Genomic DNA, 21,803 nt, shown 5'->3' on the forward strand with positions numbered 1-21,803 from the left:
CGTGGACGGACAGACGACCACCGAGCGGGTACGGGCCGTCCCCGCGGACGAGAGCCCCTTCAAGGTGTCGGACGCCCACCGGCTGACCGCTGCTCAGGTGGCGGCCCGCCTCGACGTCGACCCCGGCGTGGGACTGAGCGCACGGCGGGCTACCGAACGCGGCGCAGAGTGTGGGCCGAACCGGCTGGCCGAACCGGCCCGGCGGCCGGAATGGCTGAAGTTCCTGGACCAGTTCCGCAACTGGCTCATCGGTATCCTGCTGATCGCCGCCGTCGTCGCCGGCGCGATCGGAGACGTCAAGGACGCTGTGGTGATCACCGTCGTCCTGCAGATCAACGCTGTCCTCGGCTATCTGCAGGAGCGACGAGCCGAGCGCAGCCTGGAGGCGCTGCGCCGCATGCTGGTGCCGACCGCCAGGGTCCGCCGTGACGGTACGGAGCAGGTGGTGGAGGCGGACAGCCTCGTACCCGGGGACGTGGTGCTGCTGGAAGCCGGCGACCGTGTACCGGCCGACGGGCGGCTGACCGTCGCGGAGTCGGTGGAGGTGGCCGAGGCCGCGCTGACCGGCGAGTCCCAGCCGGTCGCCAAGGACGTGGCGGCGGTCGGGCGGGCCGGAGAGGCCGAGGTACCGGTCGCCGAGCGCGCCGGCATGCTGTTCATGAACACCGCCGTGACCCGGGGCCGCGCCGAGATGATCGTCACGGCCACCGGCATGCGTACCGAACTCGGCGCGATCGCCGAGGCGTTGCGCACCGGCGCGGAGCCACCCAGCCCGCTCCAGATCCAACTGGACAGTCTTGGGCGGCGGCTCGCGCTGCTGAGCGGCGTCGCCGTCGTCGCCTACGCCCTCACCGCACTGGTGCGTGGCGAGGGGTTGGCGGACATCGCGCTACGGGCGGTGGCCCTCGCCGTCGCCGCGATTCCCGAAGGCCTGCCCGCCGTGCTGGCACTGACGCTGGCCCTGGGCGTGTACCGCATGGCGCGGCGCGGTGCCATCGTCAAGCGCCTCGCCTCGGTGGAGTCGCTCGGCTCGGCGACCGTCGTGTGCAGCGACAAGACCGGGACGCTCACGCTCAACGAGATGACCGTGCGTGCCCTGTGGGCCGCGGGCAGGCTCTACGACGTCACCGGCGAGGGCTACGGGACGGCAGGCACCGTCCAGACGTTCCGGTCCCCAGACCCCGGCGTCCCGCTGGAAGCGGTGCTTCCCTTCGCGTTGTGCAATGACGCGCGCCTGACCGAGAACGGCTTCATCGGCGACCCGACGGAGGCGGCGCTGGTGGTCCTCGCGGCGAAGGCCGGTATGGATGCCGACCAGCTGCGCACAGAGCTGCCTCGTATCGGCGAACTGCCCTTCGACGCCGCTACCAAGTACATGGCCACCTTCCACGCCGAACCCGACGGCCGCACCCGCGTTCACGTCAAGGGCGCGGTGGACGTCCTGCTTGGCCTGTGTGCCGACGTCCGCACCGAAGACGGTGTGCGGGGGCTCGACGACCGGCAACGGAGCGAGATTCTCACCGTGACGTCGGAACTGGGCGGAGCCGGGCTGCGCGTCCTGGGCGCGGCCACCGCCGTCATGGACGGCCCGCCGCCGGCGTCCACTCCGGCCGAGTTGCCCGGACTGACCCTGGTGTCGATCGCCGGCATCGCCGACCCGCCCCGCCCGCAGGCACGGGACGCGATAGCGCTGTGCCGCACGGCCGGAGTCGCTGTCAAGATGATCACCGGAGACCACGCCGACACCGCGGCCGCCATCGCAGGCGAGCTGGACATCGCAGGCGACGTCGTGACCGGCGCTGAGCTGGACAGCATGACGGAGGACCAACTCGCCGCCCGCATCGACGACATCGGCGTGTTCGCTCGCGTCGCACCCGACCACAAGGTCGCCATCGTGCGGGCCCTGGCCAGCCGCGGCCACATCGTCGCGATGACCGGAGACGGCGTCAACGATGCCGCCGCGCTGCGGGCCGCGCACATCGGCGTGGCCATGGGCGTCACCGGCACGGACGTGGCCAAGGAAGCCGCCGACATGGTCCTCACCGACGACGACTTCTCCACCATCGTGCGAGCCGTCCGCGAAGGGCGCGCCATCTACGACAACATCGTCAAGTTCGTCCGCTTCCAACTGGCCACCAACATCGGTGCGATCCTGACCCTGCTGGGCGCCTCCCTGGCCGGGCTGCCCGCGCCGCTCACGGCGGCGCAACTGTTGTGGATAAACATCATCATGGACGGGCCGCCCGCGATGGCGCTGGCCGTCGACCCGGCTCGCGACGACGTGATGCGACACGCCCCGCGTGACCCGGCGGAGCGGATCCTGGACGCCCGCCGGGTCTTCGCGATCGTCCGGGCCGGTGCGGTGATGGCCGCGGGCACCGTGACCCTGCTGGCCCTCGCCCGTGCGCAGCTGGGCCCGGACACCGCCCTGACCATGGCGTTCACCACGTTCGTCCTGTTCCAGTTGTTCAACTCCCTCAACGCCCGCGCGGACGACGGACCCCTGCTCGGCCGCCACCAGTTCCGCAACCGCACCCTGTGGCTGTGCCTGGCCGGCGTCCTCGCCATACAGGTCATCGCCGTCCACCTGCCCTGGGCACGTACGGTCTTCGGCACCGTGCCGCTGAACGCGGCCCAGTGGGCCGTCTGCGTGGGTACCGCATCCACCGTCCTTCTCGCCGAACTGGCCGTGCGGGCCGCGCTGTCGGCAATGCGCAGGACCGGTGCGCCTGCCTGACGCGCAGTCCGTCACCGGCCCCTGTGCCGAGCAGGCCAGCTGTTCAAGAGCGTCCGGATCAGCATTCGGATCGGGTATCCCGATCTGAGGGAGCTGCCGGGTTCGCACGCGGCCCGGCGGCTCGCCCTGCGGGCGGCCCATCGGCCCTCGTCAGGGCCGATGGGCCCCCTGTAAGGACCTGATCGGCCTCTCCGCTCCACGCGTCCCAAGCAGGACGCTGGAATCGCCCCCGATCTGGTACTCGACCCCAGGAGGTACGACCATGTCCCGCACCGTCACCGTGGGCCTCGACGGCTCGCCGGAGAGCCGGTCCGCCGCCGAATGGGCGGCTCGCGAGGCGAAGCTGCGCGGGCTGCCGCTGAAGCTGGTCAACGTCTGGGCGCCGGTGCCGGACCCCATCGCCCAGGCCCCGCTTCTCGGTGGCGAGACCCACCAGCACTGGACCGAGCGGATCCCGCGGGAAGCCGCCGCGGGCCTCCGTCTGCGCCACCCCGGTGTCGAGGTCGCCATGGAGCAGCTCCATGGCCAGGCCATGGAGGTGTTGCCCGGTGTGGCGAAGGAGTCCGAGCTGCTCGTTCTCGGCTCTCGCGGGCTGAGCGGAATCGGCGGTTTCATGGTTGGCTCGGTCGGCATGGCCGTCGTGGCGCACAGCGAGCGGCCCGTCGTCCTCGTACGGGCCGGCGAGCAGGCCGCCGACGAGCACACCCTGGACCCGTCCGGGATCCCGTCCGCCGCCACGCCCTATCGGCCCGTCGTGCTGGGCCTCGACATCGACAGCCCCGACGACGCGGTGATCGAGTTCGCCTTCGACGCCGCGACCCGACGGAAGACCGCCCTTCGCGTGGTCCACGCCTGGAATCCGCCGCCCTACCTCGCCTACGGACTGCCTGCCGACGCCGTGCTGAACACCCTGCTGGCTACGCAGGATGCCGCCGTCCTCACCCAACTGCTGCGTCCCTGGCGGCAGAAGTTCCCGGACATCGAGGTAGTGGAGGAGGCCCGTACCGGCAAGGCCGCCAACCACCTGGTCGACGCCGCGCGTGACGCCTCCCTGGTCGTCGTCGGCCGCCGTGTTCGTCGCTCGCCGTTCGGCGCCCACATCGGACCCATCACGCACGCCGTCCTGCATCACGCCACCGCCCCCGTCGCCGTCGTCCCGCACGACTGACAGTGATGCCCTGGGCGGCTCAAGTCTCGTTGCGCGCGATGTCCGGGGCAGAACGAGACACCTCTCTCGCGTGAGGCCGGTGGATCATCTCCAGGCGGGTTGGCGGATGGCAACACGCACACGAGCGGGCACCGCCGCATCGCTGCGACGGTACCCGTCCTGGGAGCTGGTCCGGCCGGCCGAGCCGGTGAGAGCAGTCAGCGGTTGCGGCTGACGAACGGCAGGCGTGCCCACGCCCTGGCCAGCCCTCGGGTGGCGCCGGCCCCCGCAGCGGCGAGGGTGCTTGATCTGGCGGGGATCAGCCCGCGCCACAAGGGGCTTCGCCCTTCTCCGCTTCGGCCAGTGAGTCGAATGGGCGCAACCGCTACTCGTGGCACTGTCGTTGATGGACGCGCTGAAGGCTCCGTCGGTCACCTCAACAGGAGCACCAGTGCCCACCCGGTGACGGCAGCGACCGTGCCCGCCATCAGCAACCCGGCGAGTACGCCGATGCCCGCGATCAGCAAGGGAGACTGGCCCGGGTGCCACAACGGCATGGTCACTGCGAAGAAGACGGCCAGTCCGGCCAGCCAGGCTGCCGCGGTGGCCGGAATCCATTTCCAGGCGTCGGTGACGTGTCGCTGCAGCACCCACCACTGCGCGGTGCCCAGGCTGAGCAGCACAAGTACCCCGCCGACCGCTGCCAGGCCGGCGACAGCGGGCGAGAAGCCGACCCGCGGAGCCACAAGAGAGGGCAGCAGCCCCAGCATCCAGGCGAAGCCGGCGGCCACCGCCGTTGCGGCCACCCAGCGGCGAGGCCGCAGATCGGGCATCACCCGGGCGAGCACATGGGCCTGAGCCGCGCCCAGCAGTGCTCCCTCTGCCGTCCCCGCTGCCACCAGCATCGGCCAGGCAATCGCCGTGGATGCCTCGCTGGACATGGCCCCGGCGGCCGCCGGGACGCAGAAGCCCGCAGCCTCTCCCAGTGTTGTCCATCGCCACCACTGCCCCCAGAGCCGCAGCCCAGCCGGCGCTGACGGCTCGCCGACAGGGCCTGAGCGCACGGGCTCCGGACTTGGGACACGGTCGGACGACAAGGTGACCACGATCAGGGGATCATCCTTGCTGATCCGGACGTGTGGATGTCGCCGACCGTAAGCCCTTTCCGCTGCGATACGGCCGGCATGACCAGCTGGCATCAGGCGGCCGATGCCTTCGTAGGTCACTCCGCCGACCAGAACACCGACGTGATGGGGCTGGGTGAAGTTCCGCCACCACTGTTTGTCGGCAGCGCGACCTGCGAGCACGACGAGTTGATCGACCTCGCGCGCGTACTGCACAGGCAGTGTCACAGGGCGCCCGGTGCGGCGCCCCAGGAAAGCCAGTGCACACAGGCCGGGCACTGCCGCCTGCCACCGCGATCGGAGCAACGTCAGGACGATGCGGTTCACCCACCGGGTCCGGCGCACCGCTATGGCTGAGACAGCCGCCGGTCTGTTCCCTGCATCCATACCTCAAGGCTCTCTGCGGTCGGAGTTACGTACGCCAGGGCCGAACGGCCCTGGCGTACGTACGGTCGGCCCTACGTGCCGGGCGTGTTCACGCGGCCGTAGTAGGCGGTGCGCATGATCTCTTGCATGTCGTCGAGCATGGGCATCCGCGGGTTGGCGGGTGCGCACTGGTCCTCGTAGGCGTTGAGGGCCTGCCGGGGCAGGGCGTCCAGGAAGGTCTTCTCGTCGATGCCGAGGGACTCGAAGGTGGGCTCGATGCCGACCGCGTCGCGGAGGCGTTCCACAGCGGTGGCCAGGGATTCGACACCCTCCGCAGGGGTGGCGGCGGGCAGGCCCAGGGTGCGGGCGATGCCCTGGAAACGTTCGGGGGCGCGGTAGTTCTCGTACTTCGGCCAACCCGTCAGCTTGGTCGGGACGGTGCCGTTGTATCGGATGACGTGCGGCAGCAGGACTGCGTTGGTGCGGCCGTGGGCGATGTGGAAGGTGGCGCCGAGGGTGTGGGACATGGCGTGGACTATGCCGAGGAAGGCGTTGCCGAAGGCCATGCCTGCGATGGTGCCGGCGTTGTGCATCTTCTCCCGGGCCTCCGACGAAGCCTCGCGGTGGTTCACCGCCGACTCGATGTTGTCGAAGATCAGGCGGATCGCGTGCAGGGCGAGGCCGTCGGTGAAGTCGTTGGCGTACACGGACACGTACGCCTCGATGGCGTGGGTGAGGGCGTCGAAGCCGCTGTCGGCGGCCAGAGCCGGGGGCAGCTCGGTGGTGAGCAGCGGGTCGATGATGGCCACGCTGGGGGTGAGCGCGTAGTCGGCGAGTGGGTACTTCTTGCCTGTCGCGGGGTCGGAGATGACGGCGAAGGGGGTGACCTCGGCGCCGGTGCCTGAGGTGGTGGGGACGCACACCAGGCGGGCGAGCTTGCCCAGGACGGGGAAGCGGAAGGCGCGCTTGCGGATGTCGGAGAACTTCTGCCGCATGTCGGCGAAGTCGACGTCCTCGCCGTCGGCCTGCTGCTCGTACAGCAGCCACATCACCTTGGCGGCGTCCATGGGCGAGCCGCCGCCCAGCGCGATGATGGTGTCCGGGCGGAAGTCGCCCATGAGGCGGGCGCCGCGTCGGACGGAGTCGATGCTCGGCTCGGGCTCGACGTTGTCGATGATCTGCAGGGTCACCGGCTGGGGCCGACGCTGGAGGACGCGGCTCACCCGGTCGACGAAGCCGAGGCGGGTCATGGTCGCGTCGGTGACGATCGTGACGCGGTGGACGTCCGGCATGGAGGCCAGGTACCGGATGGACTGCGGCTCGAAGTAGATCTTCGGCGGGACCTTGAACCACTGCAGGTTGTTGTGGCGGCTGCCGACCCGCTTGATGTTCAACAGGTTCGCAGCGGACACGTTGTTGGACACCGAGGTGCTGCCCCAGGAGCCGCAGCCCAAAGTGAGGGACGGCAGCAGGCTGTTGTAGATGCCGCCGATGGCGCCCTGTGAAGAGGGCGAGTTGACGATGACGCGTACGGTCTTCATGCGCTTCCCGTATGCCTCCGCGAGCGCCGGGTCGCCGGTGTGGATGACCGCGCTGTGGCCCTGGCCGTGGAAGGCGACCATGTCGGCGGCCAGGTCGAAGCCCTGGTCCTCGGAGCCGGCGCGCAGCACGGTGAGCACCGGGCAGAGCTTCTCGCGGGTCAACGGCTCGTCCGGGCCGACCCGTTCGGCCTCGACGAGGATGAGGGAGGTGTCTTCGGGCACGCTGAACCCGGCCTGCTGCGCGATCCACGCCGGGCTCTGTCCGACGGCCGCCGCGTTGACCTTCGGCTCGCAGCCTCCCCCAGCCTCCGGCCGGGGGTGCCCCCAGCTCGACGCGTTGACGGGGAACAGATACGTCTCCAACTTCCGCTTTTCCTCGGCGGTCGCCAGGTGGGCGTGCAGCGTGCGGAACTCGGCGAGTGCCGCGTCGTAGATCTCGGTGTCCAGGATGACGGCCTGCTCGGAGGCGCAGATCATGCCGTTGTCGAACGCCTTCGACAGCACCAGGTCGTTGACGGCCCGGCGCAGCTTGGCGCTCTTGTGTACGTACGCGGGGACGTTGCCGGCGCCCACGCCCAGGGCGGGTTTGCCGGCCGAGTAGGCGGCCTTGACCATGGCGTTGCCGCCGGTGGCGAGGATCAGAGCGACGCCCGGGTGGTGCATGAGCGTGCCTGTCGCCTCGATGGACGGGGTCTCGATCCACTGCACGCAGTGCTCGGGCGCACCCGCGGCGAGGGCCGCGTCGCGCACGGTGCGGGCCGCCTCCGCGCTGCACCGCTGGGCTGAGGGGTGGAAGGCGAAGACGATCGGATTGCGGGTCTTCAGCGCCATGAGCGCCTTGAAGATCGTGGTGGAGGTCGGGTTCGTGACGGGAGTGATCGCGCACACCACACCGACGGGCTCGGCCACCTCGATCACGTCGTCGATGTCGTCGCGGGCGACGACCCCGACGGTCTTCATCTTCCCCATGCTGTGCGTGACGTGCTCGCACGCGAACATGTTCTTCGCGGCCTTGTCCTCGAAGACGCCGCGGCCGGTCTCCTCCACGGCGAGCAGGGCGAGCTCGGTGTGCCGGTCCAGGGCGGCGACGGAGGCCTTCTTGACGATGTGGTCGACCTGTTCCTGGTCGAGGGCCTCGTAGTCGGCGAGCGCCTTCAGCCCGTTCGTGACCAGCCGGTCCACGGCGATCGCGGTGTCGGAGGGCCCGCCCTCGGAGTCCTTCGGGGCAGCGGTCCGGTTGCGGTCGTCCTTACGGGACATGGAACTACGCCTCCTTGGTCGGAATTGCCGAAGCCGGGGCTTCGGCCCTCGTACCGGGAGCGGCACCGCGAGGGTTCGGTACCGCTCCCGGTACCACTGTGGCTCCTGGCATGCCCGCCACTGCGGTGCCGAAGGTCCCCGCTGAGGTCCCGGTCGGCCCTCATTTCGCCACCGGTACGGCGCGGTCACCGGCGCCTGTCCGATCGCGAAGCCGAGGGCGATCAGCAGACCGCCCGCGGCGACGAACGGGACCATGTAACTCACGCCGGACATCAGCCACTTGCGGAGCTTGGTTCCGTAGCCGTCGCCGGGTTCACCGGCCCGCTGCACCGGGGTCCCGCCCTTCGCGGCCGCTGTGACCTCGCCGCGTGCGGCCTTCGCCCTGACCTCGGAGTGCCGAGCCCTGCGTCTCGACGACGATCTCGACGTCACCAGCGTCCCGGCCCGCGTTCTCCAGCGACTCGGCAGCCATCTAGGTGTGCGCGATGCCGGTGGGGCAGGAGGTGACGGCGACGATACGGAAGGGTTCCGCTGCGCCGGGCTCCTCGGAGGAGGCCGTTCCAGCCGACGCCGCCGCGGAGTCTTCGGTGCTTACGGGGCTCGTGCTGCTCTCGGGCTCTGGGTGTCCTCGCCGCGGATCAAGGCTGCGGCGGCGGCCGCGTCGTCCACGGACCGCAGCGTGGTCGTGAACTCGGGGTTCATCAACTGCCGGGCCAGCGACGACAGGATCGTCAGATGGGCGTCGTCCGCGCCCGCCGGGGCGGCGATCAGGAAGATCAGATCGGCCGGGCCGTCCGTGGCGCCGAAGTCCACGCCGCGCGGGCTGCGCCCGAAGGCCAGGCTCGGGTGGGTGACGTAGGTGGAGCGGGCGTGTGGGATGCCAATACCTCCCTCCAAGCCGGTGGGCATCTGCTGCTCGCGAGCGGCGAAGTCGGCGAGGAACCCGTCGAGGTCGGTGACCCGGCCCTGGTCGGCCAGGCGCTCGGCGAGCGCGCGGACGGCCTCGTCCTTGCTTCCGGCCTCGAGGTGAAGGTCGATCAGTTGGGGATTGATGAGGGGGACTGCGGACGCGGTCATGTGCTCTGCCCCTTGCAGGCTGGCCCGGCTGTCCGGGATGGGGCGGGAAAATTGGGAGGTGGCGGTGGTGCGGGCGTCGCCGGGCTCAGGGGCCGGGATGGCCGTGGCCGTCCCGGCGGCACGCCGCCGAAGCGACGTCGGGATCACCGCTCCGGGAGCCAGTGATGGGCGATCCGGCGCGAGGGGTGTGTCTCGGGCAGGCGGGTGTCATCGATGCGGAAGGTGAGGCTGCTCATCACGCCCACGACGCCGTCCACCTTCCAGACCAGCTGGACCACCAGAGGGATGTCGCTGCGGTGCTCCAGGCGACCTTCCAGCGTGGCCACGCCGTCACGGACGGACACGATCACGGTGTGCGGCGGCAAGCACATGGCGCGAGTCAGGACCTCGTCGATGATCTCCTGGCGGATCTCCTCGTCGGTCCGCAGGAAGACCCGCAGCAGGTCGCGGCGGGTGGCGATGCCGATGAGGCGGTCCTCCTCGTCGACCACGGGCAGCCGTTCGATGTGGTGACGCTCCATCACCCGGGCCGCGTCCGCGACGCGTTGCTCCGGGTGCACCGTGATCGCGGGCGTCGACATCAGCTGCCCCGCAGTCGTGGCGCGGGCTTCGGCGGCCCTGCGCCGTACCTTCCGGCGCAGGGCGGAGAGCGGGAAGCGGCGTCCCGGGTCCCGTTCGGCCCGAGCCGCCTGTCGGCGTACCAGGTCGGTCTCGGAGATCACGCCCACGACCTTGTCGTCGGCGTCCACCACCGGCAGGCCGCTGATCCGATGCTGGTCCAGCAGCCGCGCCACATCCTTGAACGGCGTCTCCCGGCGGGCGCCGATGACCTCGCTGGTCATCACCTCGCCGACCTTGCAGGTCTTCATGGCTGTCTCCCCCTCTCCTTCACCACTTCAAGCGGAGCGCGACCGGTCTGTGGTGCGTACGGCGCCCGCGGGCCTGCCCGGACACCGCCGGGGGTCGTGCCCCGGCGGTCTGCATCGGCGGGCCGGAACTCGCGGGTTCGAGCGGCCGGTTCGGCCGTTGCCGTCCCTTCGGACTGTCCCGGGTAGCCGGCCCTCCGATGCCACTTCAGCCTCGCTTTCCACGGTGTGCAGGGGGAGGGGTCGACCGGCCCGGGCTCCCGGGCCGAACCGTCCGCTCATCGGCCGGTCCGGGTGGGACTGGTGGGCCGACAACGCCGAAGATCCGAAGAGCGGGCGGCCCGGCTCGCCGTGGCCCCCGGGGCGGCGGTGAGGGTGCAGTCGAAGGCCGGCGCAGGACGGAAGGGCCGCTGCGACCACGCTCATGACGGAAGCACCTGCAGACGCGTGGCGCCGCAGCCGTGCGAACGCCGCGCCGAGGCCCGCGACTGGCCCAATCGGGCCAGGGAGCCCAAGGGCAGGGCCCGTCCGGCCCCTGCCCACAGCCCGGTGTTCGGCACAGGCTTGATGGTGGACATATGGATCCGAGGAGGCACAGGTCATGGAGAGATACGTTGTCGCGGGGATCGACGCTTCTCCCGAGAGCCGCGCCGCCGCTCACTGGGCGGCCCGGGAAGCCCTGCGCCGAGGCGTGAGGCTGCGGCTCCTGCACGCATGGCAACTGCACCCGCGTCCCGCCGCCAACGTGCCCATGGACATGACCGAGCGAAGCTGGGCACGGCAGATCCTCAAGGAGGGATCGGACAGCGTCCGCGCCGCGCACCCCGGGCTCGAAGTCGTCGAGCAGCAGGTGCAGGCGTCACCGGCCGCTGCCCTGCTGGAGGCGGGGGAGCGGGCTGAGCTGCTGGTGCTCGGGTCCCGCGGGCTCAGCGGAGTCGCCGGCTTCCTGCTCGGCTCGGTGTCCGCGCGGGTCGTCGCCAGGTCGCCGCGCCCCGTCGTGCTGGTCCGCGCGGGTGAGAGCGTCGCTGACGAACACTTCCCCGTCCCCGGCGGTGTCTCTCCGGACGAGATCCCCGAGATTCCGTACCGCGATGTCGTCCTCGGCCTCGACACCGGCCAACCCTGCGACGAGCTCATCGAGTTCGCCTTCGAGACCGCCCGGCGCTGCTGCGCCGCGCTGCGCGTGATCCACACCTTCACGGTTCCGCCGGGATACGCCACCGCCGACCGGGTCGTCCCGCCGCCCGGCCCGGAGCTCCTCGCGGAGCACGAACATGCCGTGGTCGCGACGCTGCGCCCGTGGTGCGAGAAGTTCCCCGAGGTCGCCGTCACCAAGACAGTCGTCGAAGGCCGGGCGGCCGCCGAACTGACCCGCGCCGCTTCTGGATCGGCCCTTGTCGTCGTGGGACGCCGGATCCGGGACAGCCGCCTCGGCCCCCGTACCGGCCCGGTCACCCACGCGGTGCTGCACCATGCCGGCTGCCCCGTCGCTGTCGTCCCGCACGTCTGAACCAGTGCCCGAAACCGGCAGTCGTCCGGCCGACGTGCACAGGAGCACCGCGCCGTCGCCGTCCAGGCAGAAGTTGACCGGCAGGACTGCGGGCAGGGCCTTACGCGTGTGGACGACGCGGCCGACGGGCACCTTTGCCAGCAGGCGCGAAGCTCTTCGGCGCCGGGACTGGGAGAGGGCACGCGCCCGCAGGACCCATTGTCGACACGGTCACGAGTACACGCCGGAGAACACCTACCTGGACCCTCGAGGCTTTCGGCAGTGCCGGGCCTGTCGTAGCGAGAGGGACAAGGGCCGTTGGGTTGGGACCGTCCATGTGAGATCCCGTGAGAGATGAGAGCGTCTGACGGGTGAGCGAGACACCGACGAACACCCTGCAATACCGCTTTGACGGGCCAGGATAGGCACCCGTGCTGATCTTGGGTCCCTCCCTGGGTACCACACGGCGCATGTGCTGGCGCAACAACCCCACCTCGGGTCTTGTCCTGTCACATGTCACCTACCAGCCCAAGCACGCCGCCCGGCCGATCGAGGTCCTCGGCAGAGCCGCCCTCGCCCAGATCCTTGTTCCGTACGACAACGGCGAGCACGAGTACAACGACGTGACCGAGCAGTTCTTCGGCGACAACGCCCTGCCGGTCAAACCGAAGGACTGCCCGAACGGCACGATCAAGAGCTTCCCGGCCGCCAACCCGGACGGGGAGGGGCGCCGGACCGTCAAGGGGCTGTGCGTGACGACGCAGCCGCGCGGCTTCGCCTACCACGGGAACAGCGACCACGTCGGGGAGACCCGCGCCCACACCGACTCCGCGCAGGGCAGCGACCTGGTCGTGTACACCATCAACGCCATCGGCTGGTACCACTACATCACCCAGTGGAACTTCTCCGACGACGGCACCATCACCGCCAAGGAGGGAGCCACCGGCAACCTCGCCGACGACGAGTTCGACGCCTCCGACAGCACCGGCTGGCCGGTCGGCAAGAACGGCAACGCCAGGGCCCTCAGTCACCAGCACAACGTTCTGTGGAAGCTGGACTTCAAACCGGACGGTTCGTGGAAGTCCAGGGTCGAGCGCTACGACACCAAACCCAATGGCACCGACGCCTCCACGCGCATCGGGCGGCTGAAGACCACGCGCACACCGATCACCAAGGAGTTCAAGGGCGACAACAGCAACGCCCGCTGGTGGCGCGTCGTCAGCACGGCCAGGAACGGGGAGAACCACCCGCGTTCATGGGAGATCGTCCAGCAGCACACCGACAAGTACACCTCGCGCCCGTACACCCGGCACGACCTGTACGTCACCCAGTTCAACCGCTGCGAGACCTACTCGAACGACAACAACAGCAACGGCGAGACCGGCTGCAAGGACCATGTGGGTCAGTTCGTGAACGGACAGATCCTCACCCGTCCCGTGCTGTGGGTGAACGTCGGCTTCCACCACATCGCCCGCGACGAGGATCAGACGCCGATGCCGGTGCACTGGCAGGGCTTCCAGATCGTCCCGCGTGACGTGACCGACATGAGCCCGCTGACACCCGACCGTCTGCACAAGCCGAAGTACAACGGAGAAGTCCACGCCCACTCATGACGGCCGGGCGGGGAAAGCGATCTTCGCAGACCGGCTCTTGCACGGCGGCACGGTGCCGGGCGGTGGGTTCGTTACTGCGGCGTGAGCGCCCACTCGGTGGGACGTCCATCCCTGCGCTTGAAGTTTCAAATGAATTCCGTCAGACTCTCGTTTGACGCTTCAAACGTTCCCTTGTGGAGCTCTCCCGCAGTCGCCTCCCTGGAGTTGCCATGTCCCTTCCTTCTGGTGCAGTCGCCGTCCGCCGTGGTCCGCTCGTGGTGCTGGGAGGTGTGCTCGCCGCGATCGTGGTGGCCTCTGTGGCGGACGCGGTGCTCGCTCTCCTCGCGCTGGCCGCCGGCGCGCCCGACGATTTCGAGCCGCTGAAGGCGTCCTCGTACATCTTCCTGACGGCGGTCGGGGTGGTGGCGGGTGCCGTGGGCTGGGCGATCGTGCGCAAGGTGTCGAAGGACCCCGAGGCGCTGGTGCGCTGGCTGGTGCCGACCCTCGTCGTGGTGTCCTTCGTTCCCGACTTCCTGCTCTTCGGTGACGGCGGTGCGATCGGCGTGGGGGCGCTGCTCCTGATGCACGTGGTGGTCGCGGCGGCCGCGGTGTTCGCGTATCGCAAGGTCATGCCCCTGTCGTAGGGGCACGGACAACAGACGGAAAACGTCGGGCGGGCAGGGGCTGTAGTGCCTGCCCGCCCGACGCGTTCACGGCTTATGGCCTCCGGATCAGAGGCGCGTCGGTGCGGGCGGCGATGTCCTCGGCGCTCACATCCGGACCGCACTGGCACGAGAGTGAGGCCATGGGGCGTGATGGCGCCGTGGACGAGGTCCATCGCACCGCCCATGCCCTTGATCATCTTGCCGGGGATCATCCAGTTGGCCAGGTCGCCGGCTGCACAGGCCTGCAGGGCGCCGAGCGCGGCGGTGTCGATGTGGCCGCCCCGGATCATGCCGAACGACAGTGCTGAGTCGAAGAAGGAGGCCCCCGGCAGTACGGTGACGGTCTCCTTGCCCGCGTTGATCAGGTCGGGGTCGACGTCGTCCTCGATGGGGTACGGGCCGGTGGGAGGTGGCCGGGGATGAGGGTGGGCAGGCCGATGCCCGGGTTGACGTAGGAGCCGTCGCTGAGTTCGGCGGCGGCGCGGGCGGCCATGTGGTCGCGGGTCCACCCCGGTTGCGTACGGACGGTGGTGCTCATGTGCGTACGGCCCTCTTCTCCGGGCTCAGCGCGCCCGGCTCGACGAGTTCCTCCACCTCGGCGACGGTGATGCTGCCCGCCATCGCGGCCAGCGGGTTGAAGTGGGCGGCGGACTTGCGGAAGACCAGGTTCCCGTGGCGGTCGCAGGGCCAGGCCCGTACGAGGGTGAAGTCGGTGGTGATGCCGTGTTCGAGGACGCACGTGCGGTCGGTGAAGTCGCGGGTCTCCTTGGGCTGGGAGGCCGCGGCGACCGTGCCCCGTATCCGGCTCATCCATGCCATGGATGGGATTCGCCCGGCGCACTCGGGTACGGCGCCCGTGGCGTCGGCGGGGTCGGCGCCCTCGACCTGGCCGGTGGTGATCAGATGCGGGGCGGTTTGAAGATTCAAACGATGCTGCCTAGAATGTGACCATGCCCACGACGCCACGCTGGCTGGACACCGAGGAACGACGAGCCTGGCTCGCCTACGTCGAGTTCTCCACTCACCTGTCCGACCACCTGAACCGCCAGCTACGACGGGACGCGGGGCTGACGCATGCCGACTACACCCTGCTCGCCCACCTCTCCTCCGTCCCCGACCAGACCCTGACGATGTCCGAGCTGGCCGAGCGCCTGAAGATCACCCGCAGTCGACTCACTCATGCCGTGACCCGCCTTCAGCAGGCCGGTTACGTGGACCGCTGCGACGACCCGGCAAACCGGCGCAACCAGCTTGCCGTGCTCACCGCGCAGGGGAGCCGGCTTCTGGAGCGGGCGGCCCCCGGCCACGTCGAGGCCGTACGTCGCGCCGTCTTCGACGCACTGACCCCCGAACAGGTGCTCCAGTTCGCGGAGATCGGTGAGGCCATCAACGCCGCACTGCAACGCGTGGACGCCGCACAAGACGATCAGGAGGTACTGCCCTGGCGTCGGAGGTAGGGCGGTCTGATCTCGGTGGCACGCCAGGCGTCCTGGCCGTGATCCGCAGCGGTGAGCGGTCGGCATGACACGTGCCGGCGGGCCACGGGGGCGACTCCGGCGTGAATCTCGCCCGCGTGTCCTCCCCGAGGCCGGGAACCGGTGCGCGGACGCCGGTCGGGTTGGCGCGTTTGGTCAGGCGGTGCGGGTGCCGGAGTCGGGGCGACCGCGCAGCGGTGCGTCCCCGGTGTCCGGGGGCCGCACCAGCTGCTGGAGGCCAGGGCCGTAGCGGGCGCGCAGTTCGTCGGGGAAGCGCTTGCCGGGCCAGCAGGCCTCGCAGCGGCGGCCCGACGACGCCGGCGGCGTAGTTCGAGGCGGTGATGACGAACCTGCGGTCGCTCACCGCGGCGTCGAAACGCCGAGCTGGCGGCCGGTATCGGCTGGTAGCGCAGCCGTCTCCCGCATCAGCTCGGCCGTATGGAACGGCGGGGCCCGATCCGGCCGAGGAGTGCGCCACCGACAGCCGGCGCGCTGAGGTGGTGCTCACGGCCGACGGCGCGCAAGCCTTCCGGAACGCTTCCCTGCCGCACCTGCGCGCCGTCCGTGGGCTGTTCGTCCATCCCCTCACACCGGACGACGTTGCCGCGGCCGATCGGATCGCGACGGCACTGCGCGGTCGTCTGACGGCGCTGCGCACCTCCTGAGCACTGCCCCGGCCGTTGCGGGTGTGCGGCACACGGCCTGTGACAGTATCGGCTGTGGACGCAGGGCCGCATGCTGGTGTTGAGGGCAGAGGAACGAGTGACATGAACCGGCCACCAGGAATGATGGATGTGGCACGGGAGGCCGGCGTCTCGCACATCACCGTCTCCAGGGTCATCAACGGTCATCCGTCGGTACGGCCGGAGACCCGCGCCCGGGTCGAGGCTGCGATCCAGAAGCTCGGCTACCGCCGCAACAGCGTGGCCAGGGCCCTCAAGAGCCGCCGTTCGTCGACGATCGGCGTGGTGATCGTCGGGTCGGACCTCTTCGAGCTGCCCCGCATCCTCCTGGGTGTGGAGACGGCCGCCAAGCAGGCCGGTTACTGGGTGAGTCTGGCGAGCCGGCAGGGCGAGAGCACCACCGGTGACCTCGTGGAGACACTGCAGCGGCTCACCGATCAGTCGGTGGAGGCGATCGCGGTCGTCGCCGACCGTCCCCTCGCCGTGGAGGCGCTGTCCGGCCTCGTCTTCGAGGTGCCGGTGGCGGTGGTGATGTCCGGCAGCGTGCCCAACCCCGATCTGAGCTTCGTCGAGGTCGACCAGGAACTCGGCGCCCGTCTCGCGGTGCGGCACCTCCTCGATCTCGGACACAGGCACATCGCCCACCTGACGGGCGCCCTGCGCACCTTTGACGCCCGGGCCCGCGTCGACGGCTGGCAGGCCGAGCTCGCCACCGCGGGCGCGGAGGGGATCATGCTCGAAGGGGACTTCAGCGCGGAGAGCGGCTTCCGCCTCGCCCACCAGCTCTGCGCGGACGGCACCGACCTGCCGACCGCGGTCTTCGCGGGCAACGACCAGATGGCGATGGGAGCGCTGGCGGCGTTCGCGGAGCGGGGTGTGATGGTGCCACAGGACGTGTCGCTCGTCGGGTTCGACGACATGAAGGGCTCGGGCTACCTCGTGCCCGCCCTGACCACGGTCCGACAGGACTTCGCCCACCTGGGCATGAGCGCCATCGAACTGCTGGTCAGGATGCTGGGCGGGGAACCAGCGGAACGACAGAAGATCACCCCGGAACTCGTCGTACGGCGCAGCACCGCCGCTCCCCGCGCCGATTCCTGAAGCGTGGCGCCGAAGCACGGCACCGAAGCGTGACGCCGAAGCATGGCGCCGATTCGAAAGTTTCGCTGTTCTGTCGCGCTGTTGCCGGAGTGCCGCCGTCAGTAGCGTCGTGCGGGCAAGCCGTGGTGCCGTTGAAGCAGCACAGGGAAGTGGCCCTCGCCAGGGGGCGTCACCCGAGGAGTACGAACAGCACATGCGTTATCGGGAACTCGGCCGCACCGGGCTGACCGTGTCCGAGATCGGCTACGGAGCCTGGGGGCTGGGCCAGGGGGCCTGGGTCGGCGCCGACGACGACTCCGGCGTACGTGCCTTGCACCGCGCCCTCGACCTGGGCGTCACCTTCATCGACACCGCCCGGGCGTACGACCGCAGCGAACGCGTCGTCGGCCGTGCGCTCAGGGAGCTTCCAGGCGGCGGGGACGGCGTGCACGTGGCGACGAAGGTCGGGCCGAAAGTGCCGGTCTCCCTCTCGCCGAGCGGACTGGACCCCATGGAGGCGTTCCCCGGCTCGCACCTGCGCGAGAGCCTGGAGACCAGCCTGCGCGAACTGGGCCGCGATCACGTCGACCTCCTCCAGCTGCACACCTGGGAGGACGAATGGACCGGCCGCGGCGACTGGCTGGAGACGGTGGACGCCCTCAAGCAGGAGGGCAAGATCAGGTCCTTCGGGATCTCCGTCAAGGACCACCAGCCCGAGAACGTGCTCGCGGTGCTGCGCACCGGGGTTCTGGACACGGTCCAGGTCATCTACAACGTCTTCGAGCAGGCACCGTCCGATGCGCTGCTGCCGGCCTGCGCGGAGTACGGCGTGGGTGTGATCGGGCGGGTCGCACTCGACGAAGGCGCCCTCACCGGCTCGATCCGGACGGGCGTCACCTTCCCGGAGGGCGACTGGCGTAACTGGTACTTCAGGGACGACCGGCCCGCCCAGGTCGAGAAGCGCGTGGACGGGATCCTCGCCGACCTGGGGATCGATGTCGAGGAACTCCCGTCCACCGCCCTGCGGTTCGCCCTCGCCGGGCAGGCGGTCTCCACCGTCATCGTCGGGATGCGCTCCCTGAGGAACGTGGAACGCAACGCGGCGATCGCCGACGCACCGCCGCTCACCCCGCAGCAACTCTCGCTGCTGGCCAAGCACCGCTGGGTGAAGAACTTCTACGGCTGATCCGTGCCCGCGCTCGCTTGTAGGCGCGCCGTCAACTGCAGCTGCCCACCCGTGTCGCCGTTCTCGGCCGGCCCGGGTGGGGCGCGTACTCGAACCAGCGCACATGCGCGTCGCCCGCGCCGGCTTCAGCCTCGCCGACGCCGTACAGGCCGATATGGACACCGACGAACCCGCCGGCCCGTTCCGTGCTGAAGAAAGGGCGGTCGATGCTGCCGAGGGTCGTCCAGGTGCGGTCCTCGACGTGGAACGTGTAGCCGGATTCGTCGCTGTCGACCACGAGGACGACGTCGCCGTCCGTCACGGCGACCGACGCGAGGCGGGTGTCGGTACCTGCTTCGTGGGCGGTGAGTACGACGTGAGGGGTTCCGAAGGCGTCGACGGTCAGCGCGAGGGTGGCGTGGTGGTTGTGCTGGAAGACGACCAGCCCGGCTGCCTGCGTCGGCGCGGCGGCAGCGAAGCGGATTCGGGCCCTGGCGCGCATGCGGAGATGCTGCTGACGGCGCGCGACGAACGCGGGAGTGCCCGTCGAGGTCAGGGGCTCGGGGGACAGGCGGATGGTCAGGCCGCCTTCCCCGGGGCTGGGCGAGACGAGATGGTCGACCGGTCCGCGCAGGCTGTTCCATTCCGGGCCGAGCACCGTGCCGGTGAAGTCGTCCCGCACCGGCCCGCCCGGGCCCACGGCCGCCGCGGTGACTCCCGCGGGCAGCCGCTCCGACAGCCTCACCCGCCCGGTGTCCGGTGCGAAGACGGGGCCTCTGGCGGTCCATTCGACCGGGACCAGGAACACCTCGCGGCCGAGCGTATGCGTGCCGTCGATCGGTCGTACTCCCAGAGCGACGGCCCAGGTCTCTCCGGCGGGGGTGTCGACGAGGTCGACGTGTCCGACGTTGTGTATCGGTTCCGCCGCCCCGCGGTGGCGGTGGGTGAGCAGGGGGCTCCTGGGATCCGTGGTGTACGGGCCGGTGACGACGTCGGAACGGGCCGCGGTCACGGCGTGATGGTGTTCGGTGCCGCCCTCCGCGCCGATCAGGTAGTAGACGCCGTCCCGTTTGTACACGTGCGGCGCCTCCACCCAGGCACCGCGCATCGCCCCGTACCAAAGGATGTGGGTCGGGCCGGTCAACGCCAGTGTCTCCAGGTCGAGTTCGCGCATCCACAGTTCCCCGGGGCCGGTCTCCTCCGGGCGGGCGGCGTCGCGGCATGCGGTGAACCAGCAGCGGCCGTCGTCGTCGAAGAACAGCGAGGGATCGATGCCCTCCGCCTCCAGCACGATCGGGTCCGACCACGGACCGGCGGGGTCGGAGGCGGTGCAGAGGAACGTGGTGCTGCCCTGACGGCCTCTCGCCAGCGTCACGACCACGTAGAAGGTGCCCTCGTGATGGCGGATGGTGGCTGCCCAGAGGCCGTCCGAGACATCGAGCCCGGTCAGCGACACCTGGGACGGCCGGTGCACCACGTGGCCCAGCGGTCTCCAGTTCACCAGGTCGCGGCTGTGGAAGACCGGGAGCCCGGGATAGTACGCGAACGATGACGTGACCAGGTAGAAGTTCTCCCCGACCCGGCAGATCGAGGGGTCCGGATGACTGCCGGCGAGAACGGGGTTGGCGAAGGTCGGCACGGGCGCACTCCGAGGCGGGTGGGGGCGGGGGAGAGGGATTCGTCGGGGTGGAGGCCTTGACAGCTTGTTAACGTTAACATCACCTTGGTTTCTGGCAAGAGGACCGGCAGCCGACCGGAACGCACCATGTCGAAGGAGACGTGAATGAGCCGTTCGTCATGTTCTCCGACCAGGGCAAATACCCGATCACGCCGGGTCTGGACACGTCCCCGTCCAAGGGCGTGGGCGACACCGACCTCTTCCCCCTGGTCGGCCTGGGCTCGGCCGTCTCCGTCCTCCCCCTGATCGCCCTGGTCCTGAGCCTGCGGCGGCTCTGGCGCGCGGTTCCGGCGCGCGGTTCTGGCGCGCGGGGGCCGGCCAGGGGCCTGAAGGGGTGACCCGATCCTTACCGATACTCATCAGAAAGAGGCGTGCATGCCGACAGCCTGGCAGGAACCCGCCGAGCCCCTGTCCTTCCCCGCCCACTTCATCCTCGGCTCCGCGACCGCCGCCTACCAGATCGAAGGCGCCGCCACCGAGGACGGCCGCGGTCCCTCCATCTGGGACACCTACTCCCACACCCCGGGCAAGACATGGAACGGCGACACCGGTGACGTCGCCGCCGACCACTACCACCGCCTCGAGGACGACCTCGATCTCATGGCGTCCCTGGGCCTGCAGGCCTACCGGTTCTCCCTCGCCTGGCCGCGTATCCAGCCCACCGGCCGGGGCCCGGCCAACCCCAAGGGGCTGGACTTCTACAGCCGTCTGGTCGACGGCCTTCTCGCCCGGGGCATCACCCCGGTCGCCACCCTCTACCACTGGGACCTGCCCCAGGCCCTCGAAGACACCGGCGGCTGGACGAACCGCGCCACCGCCCACGCCTTCGCCGACTACGCCCGTATCGTCGGCGAAGCCCTCGGCGACCGCGTCGCGATCTGGACCACCCTGAACGAACCGTGGTGCTCCGCCTACCTCGGCTACGGATCCGGAGCCCACGCCCCCGGCCGCACCGACGGCGCCGCGGCACTGAAGGCGGTGCATCACCTCAACCTCGCCCACGGCCTGGCGGTTCAGCAGCTCAGGGCGGTCACCACCAATGATCCGCAGTACTCCGTCACCCTGAACTTCCACGTCCTGAGGGGCAAGGGCGACGGCGGCGAAGAGGCCGTGCGCCGCATCGACGCGCTGGCCAACCGCTCCTTCACCGAACCCCTGCTGCGCGGCCACTACCCGGAGGACCTCATCGAGGACACCGCCGCCGTCACCGACTGGGCGTTCGTCGAGGACGGTGACCTCACCCAGATCCACCAGCCCTTGGACCTGCTCGGCGTCAACTACTACGCCACCACCACGGTCCGCCTGTGGGACGGCGTGACACCACGTCAGAACCACGACGGCCACAAGGACATGGGCGGCTCGGCGTGGCCCGGATCGCCGCACGTCGAGTTCGTCGAACAGGACGGCCCGCACACCGCGATGGGCTGGAACATCGACCCCGACGGCCTCGAAGAACTCCTCCTCGACCTGCACACCCGGTTCCCGAACCAGCCCCTGGTCATCACGGAGAACGGAGCGGCCTTCGACGACCATCTCACCACCCGCCCCGACGGCACCCACGCCGTCCACGACCCCGAGCGTGTCGACTACCTACGTCGCCACCTCACCGCCGCCCACCGGGCACTTGCCGCCGGTGTCGATCTGCGCGGGTACTTCGTGTGGTCGCTGATGGACAACTTCGAGTGGGGTTACGGGTACTCCAAGCGCTTCGGCATCGTCCATGTCGACTACGACTCCCAGCGTCGTACGCTCAAGGACAGCGCCCTGTGGTACCGGGAGCTGGCACGCACGGGGGCCGGCCGGACGCCCGGTGAGACCCGCCCGCTACCCACCTGAGACCGTGACCGCACCCGTGCAA

Annotated in this window: 14 protein-coding genes and 6 pseudogenes; 11 read left to right on the forward strand and 9 right to left on the reverse strand. The window is 70.1% G+C overall.

The genetic code is table 11. The features are described from left to right. The first annotated feature begins 1 nt into the window (after position 1). Both PBV52_RS48685 and PBV52_RS48690 read left to right on the forward strand, forming a co-directional pair. The gene (locus tag PBV52_RS48685) at positions 2–2,737 is read left to right on the forward strand and encodes a cation-transporting P-type ATPase (protein ID WP_274248497.1); all 2,736 of its coding nucleotides are present in this window, start codon (positions 2–4) and stop codon (positions 2,735–2,737) included. A 262-nt stretch (positions 2,738–2,999) separates the two neighbouring features. Continuing rightward, positions 3,000–3,905 (forward strand): universal stress protein, encoded by a 906-nt coding sequence (locus PBV52_RS48690; RefSeq protein WP_274248499.1) that lies wholly within the window; start codon positions 3,000–3,002, stop codon positions 3,903–3,905. Positions 3,906–4,315: 410 nt separating this feature from the next. Here the strand turns inward: PBV52_RS48690 and PBV52_RS48695 are convergent, their stop codons facing one another. The 5 genes and pseudogenes from PBV52_RS48695 to PBV52_RS48715 form a co-directional block, all read right to left on the reverse strand. Beyond that, positions 4,316–4,825, reverse strand: coding sequence for a hypothetical protein (locus PBV52_RS48695; RefSeq protein ID WP_274248500.1), 510 nt, complete (start codon positions 4,823–4,825; stop codon positions 4,316–4,318). 309 nt (positions 4,826–5,134) lie between these two features. Continuing rightward, positions 5,135–5,395 (reverse strand): annotated as a pseudogene (locus PBV52_RS51975) (hypothetical protein); the annotation flags it as partial. Between the two features lie 71 nt (positions 5,396–5,466). Continuing rightward, positions 5,467–8,175 (reverse strand): bifunctional acetaldehyde-CoA/alcohol dehydrogenase, encoded by a 2,709-nt coding sequence (gene adhE / locus PBV52_RS48705; protein ID WP_274249986.1) that lies wholly within the window; start codon positions 8,173–8,175, stop codon positions 5,467–5,469. Between the two features lie 198 nt (positions 8,176–8,373). Continuing rightward, positions 8,374–9,252 (reverse strand): annotated as a pseudogene (locus PBV52_RS48710) (fructose PTS transporter subunit IIA); the annotation flags it as partial. 143 nt (positions 9,253–9,395) lie between these two features. Beyond that, on the reverse strand, positions 9,396–10,121 hold the full coding sequence (locus tag PBV52_RS48715) for a CBS domain-containing protein (protein ID WP_274248503.1): 726 nt from the start codon (positions 10,119–10,121) through the stop codon (positions 9,396–9,398). Positions 10,122–10,719: 598 nt separating this feature from the next. Here PBV52_RS48715 and PBV52_RS48720 point away from each other — a divergent pair. Next, positions 10,720–11,628 (forward strand): universal stress protein, encoded by a 909-nt coding sequence (locus PBV52_RS48720; protein WP_274248505.1) that lies wholly within the window; start codon positions 10,720–10,722, stop codon positions 11,626–11,628. A 78-nt stretch (positions 11,629–11,706) separates the two neighbouring features. On the opposite strand, the pseudogene PBV52_RS51980 reads toward PBV52_RS48720, so the two are convergent. Further along, positions 11,707–11,760, reverse strand: a pseudogene (locus PBV52_RS51980) (pyridoxamine 5'-phosphate oxidase family protein); the annotation flags it as partial. 218 nt (positions 11,761–11,978) lie between these two features. Here PBV52_RS51980 and PBV52_RS48730 point away from each other — a divergent pair. Together PBV52_RS48730 and PBV52_RS48735 are read left to right on the forward strand one after the other, a co-directional pair. Continuing rightward, a pseudogene (locus PBV52_RS48730) lies at positions 11,979–13,220 on the forward strand (copper amine oxidase). A 209-nt stretch (positions 13,221–13,429) separates the two neighbouring features. Next, the gene (locus tag PBV52_RS48735; RefSeq protein ID WP_274248509.1) at positions 13,430–13,843 is read left to right on the forward strand and encodes a DUF6069 family protein; all 414 of its coding nucleotides are present in this window, start codon (positions 13,430–13,432) and stop codon (positions 13,841–13,843) included. A 173-nt stretch (positions 13,844–14,016) separates the two neighbouring features. Here the strand turns inward: PBV52_RS48735 and PBV52_RS48740 are convergent. Both PBV52_RS48740 and PBV52_RS48745 read right to left on the reverse strand, forming a co-directional pair. Beyond that, positions 14,017–14,402 (reverse strand): annotated as a pseudogene (locus tag PBV52_RS48740) (CoA-transferase); the annotation flags it as partial. Positions 14,403–14,416: 14 nt separating this feature from the next. Further along, positions 14,417–14,659 (reverse strand): annotated as a pseudogene (locus PBV52_RS48745) (CoA-transferase); the annotation flags it as partial. A 155-nt stretch (positions 14,660–14,814) separates the two neighbouring features. Here PBV52_RS48745 and PBV52_RS48750 point away from each other — a divergent pair. The 4 genes from PBV52_RS48750 to PBV52_RS48765 all read left to right on the forward strand — a co-directional run bounded on the left by PBV52_RS48750 (position 14,815) and on the right by PBV52_RS48765 (position 18,288). Continuing rightward, positions 14,815–15,321, forward strand: coding sequence for a MarR family winged helix-turn-helix transcriptional regulator (locus PBV52_RS48750; RefSeq protein WP_274248511.1), 507 nt, complete (start codon positions 14,815–14,817; stop codon positions 15,319–15,321). A 518-nt stretch (positions 15,322–15,839) separates the two neighbouring features. Continuing rightward, positions 15,840–16,004 carry a hypothetical protein gene (locus PBV52_RS48755; RefSeq protein WP_274248513.1) on the forward strand — a complete coding sequence of 55 codons (165 nt, stop codon included), beginning with the start codon at positions 15,840–15,842 and terminating at the stop codon, positions 16,002–16,004. A 102-nt stretch (positions 16,005–16,106) separates the two neighbouring features. Beyond that, positions 16,107–17,123 (forward strand): LacI family DNA-binding transcriptional regulator, encoded by a 1,017-nt coding sequence (locus PBV52_RS48760; RefSeq protein ID WP_274248516.1) that lies wholly within the window; start codon positions 16,107–16,109, stop codon positions 17,121–17,123. Positions 17,124–17,316: 193 nt separating this feature from the next. Then, the gene (locus PBV52_RS48765; protein ID WP_274248518.1) at positions 17,317–18,288 is read left to right on the forward strand and encodes an aldo/keto reductase; all 972 of its coding nucleotides are present in this window, start codon (positions 17,317–17,319) and stop codon (positions 18,286–18,288) included. A 31-nt stretch (positions 18,289–18,319) separates the two neighbouring features. Here the strand turns inward: PBV52_RS48765 and PBV52_RS48770 are convergent, their stop codons facing one another. Then, complete coding sequence (locus PBV52_RS48770; protein WP_274248520.1) at positions 18,320–19,906, reverse strand: glycoside hydrolase family 43 protein; 1,587 nt, start codon at positions 19,904–19,906, stop codon at positions 18,320–18,322. A 140-nt stretch (positions 19,907–20,046) separates the two neighbouring features. Between PBV52_RS48770 and PBV52_RS48775 the strand changes: the two genes are divergently transcribed. Together PBV52_RS48775 and PBV52_RS48780 are read left to right on the forward strand one after the other, a co-directional pair. Then, positions 20,047–20,283 carry a hypothetical protein gene (locus PBV52_RS48775; protein ID WP_274248522.1) on the forward strand — a complete coding sequence of 79 codons (237 nt, stop codon included), beginning with the start codon at positions 20,047–20,049 and terminating at the stop codon, positions 20,281–20,283. A gap of 37 nt (positions 20,284–20,320) precedes the next feature. Further along, the gene (locus PBV52_RS48780) at positions 20,321–21,781 is read left to right on the forward strand and encodes a GH1 family beta-glucosidase (RefSeq protein WP_274248524.1); all 1,461 of its coding nucleotides are present in this window, start codon (positions 20,321–20,323) and stop codon (positions 21,779–21,781) included. The last annotated feature ends 22 nt before the right edge of the window (positions 21,782–21,803 follow it).

Origin of the sequence: Streptomyces sp. T12 (genome assembly GCF_028736035.1) — a bacterium.
Lineage (GTDB): Bacteria > Actinomycetota > Actinomycetes > Streptomycetales > Streptomycetaceae > Streptomyces.